Origin of the sequence: Variovorax sp. KBW07 (assembly GCF_003852515.1) — a bacterium.
GTDB lineage: Bacteria > Pseudomonadota > Gammaproteobacteria > Burkholderiales > Burkholderiaceae_C > Variovorax.
In genome coordinates, this window is sequence record NZ_QAJK01000207.1 from 2,123 (window position 1) to 4,049 (window position 1,927).

2 protein-coding genes and 1 pseudogene are annotated in these 1,927 nt (G+C 68.4%); all 3 read left to right on the top strand.

Going from position 1 to position 1,927, the window contains the following annotated elements:
• Positions 1-103 precede the first annotated feature (103 nt).
• Positions 104-223: pseudogene (locus DBV14_RS34235) on the top strand (LysR family transcriptional regulator); the annotation flags it as partial.
• A gap of 58 nt (positions 224-281) precedes the next feature.
• Positions 282-674 (top strand): LysR substrate-binding domain-containing protein, encoded by a 393-nt coding sequence (locus DBV14_RS34095; protein ID WP_260397296.1) that lies wholly within the window; start codon positions 282-284, stop codon positions 672-674.
• Between the two features lie 89 nt (positions 675-763).
• A complete protein-coding gene (locus tag DBV14_RS31400) occupies positions 764-1,882 on the top strand; it encodes an ROK family protein (protein WP_260397297.1) in 1,119 nt (372 codons plus the stop codon).
• Positions 1,883-1,927 lie beyond the last annotated feature (45 nt).

Below are 1,927 nucleotides of genomic sequence, written 5' to 3' on the forward strand. Positions count from 1 at the left end.
GCTGTCGGCTTCAGCGCGGCTGGAAGCGCGCGTGCGCGACGAGGCGACAGGCCAGGCCGGAAGCATCGCCATCGGCCATGTCGAAAGCGCGGCTCATGCCGGCGTGCTGCGCAAGGCCTTGCGCGCGCTGAAGCGGCAGTCCCCGCAGGTGGAGGTCCAGCTGCAGGCCGCGCGGTCCGCGGCGCAGTTCGAGGCGCTGGGCCGTGGAGACATCGACATCGGTTTCACGCACAGGCCGCCGCCGTCGTCGTCAGGCGGCCTTGCCAGCCGGCGCGTGGCCCGTGAGCCCTATCTGCTGGCCGTTCCCGCGGACCACGCNNCTGGCTTCGGGCCGGCGTGCCGGCGCCAAGGCGTTGAACGGCGAGCACTTCATTTTTCTTCCCCGCCAAGCCGCGCCGGAGGGGCGTGCGCAGATGCTCGCGGCCTGCGAGCGCACAGGTTTCAAGCCCGACATTCGCCACGAGGCCGCGGAGCCTTCGACCGCGCTCGAACTGGTGGCCTGCGGGCTGGGGCTTGCCATCGTGCAGTCGGGGTTGAAGCGGCTGGCGCCGTCGGGCGTTGCCTGGGCCGAGTTGCCCCGGGGATTTCCGCTCGAACTCGAAGTGCACGCGGTCACGCGGCGTGAGTCGAATGCGCTGGCCGCTCGGCTGGTGGCGTCGTTGCCCACCGCCTGATCGCCGGCCACATCCGTCCGTCTCTCCTACACGCCATGGTGGGTGGAGCCGATGCGCCGGGGGCGTGCAACGGCCCATAGTCGGTCCTCATGAAGTCCAAGCCCTCCAAGCCCGAGCCCAAGTCCAGATCCACCGCTTCCAAGCCGCCGGAGCCCGCCAGGAGCGAGCTGCCCGGCCCCGACGTCCACGGGCTGCGCGAGTTGCCCGGCCTGCTGGTCGACGGCTACAGCCTGCAGTTGCGTGACAAGGACGGCTTTGTCGGCGACCAGGCCAGCCAGACGGCGTTCAGGGAACTGCTCGAACGCTGGCGCAAGCGCCGCCGCAAGACCGGCGGCAAGGACCCGCTGGGCCTTTCGCATTCGCGCGACCTCAGCAAGAAGGAACTCGACCGCGTGCTGCAGGAGAGCAAGGCCTCCGAAGCGGCCGACATGATGCACGGCGCCATCGAGGAATTTGCCGAGGAACTGGCCTTCGTGATCCAGCGCTTTACGCGCCAACCCTCGTGGCAGAAAGTGCAGCGCATCGTGGTCGGCGGCGGATTCCCGGAGAGCGACGTGGGCGAGCGCGCGATCCTGCAGGCCGGCGCCATCCTCGAAGAGATGGGCGTGCACGTGCAGCTCGCCCGCCTGTCGCACAACGTCGACGACGGCGGCCTGATCGGCTGGGTGCACCTCACGCCGCCGGCCATGCTGAAGAAGCACGACGCAATCCTGGCGGTGGACATCGGCGGCACCAACGTGCGTTGCGGCATCGTGAAGACGCGGCATCGCAAGGCTCCCGATTTCTCGCTGGCCAAGGTGATCCGCCGCGAAAAGTGGCGCCACGCCGACGACGACCCGAACCGCGGCAGCATGGTCGAGCACATTGCCGACATGCTGGAAGACATGGTGGTGTACAGCGAGAAAAAGAAGATCCGGCTCGCGCCTTTCATCGGCATCGGTTGCCCAGGCCTGATACGCCAGGACGGCTCGATAGCGCGTGGTGCGCAGAACCTGCCAGGCGACTGGGAGAGCACGGCCTTCCACTTGCCGAGCGCTGTATGGCGCCGCATGCCGATGATGGGCTCGGGCCCGACGCTGGTACTGATGCACAACGACGCAGTGGTACAGGGACTGAGCGAGTTGCCCTTCATGCGCGACGTGCGGCACTGGGGCGTGTTGACCATCGGCACGGGGCTCGGCAACGCCAGCTTTACCAACGTGCCCTGAGCGTTCGTTCGGGGCTGCCGTTCAGGGCGTTGTTCAGGGCGACGC

Excerpts from the sequence above, each read along its gene's own strand:
- DBV14_RS31400 (WP_260397297.1), top strand. The coding sequence starts at position 764 with ATGAAGTCCAAGCCCTCCAAGCCCGAGCCCAAGTCCAGATCCACCGCT.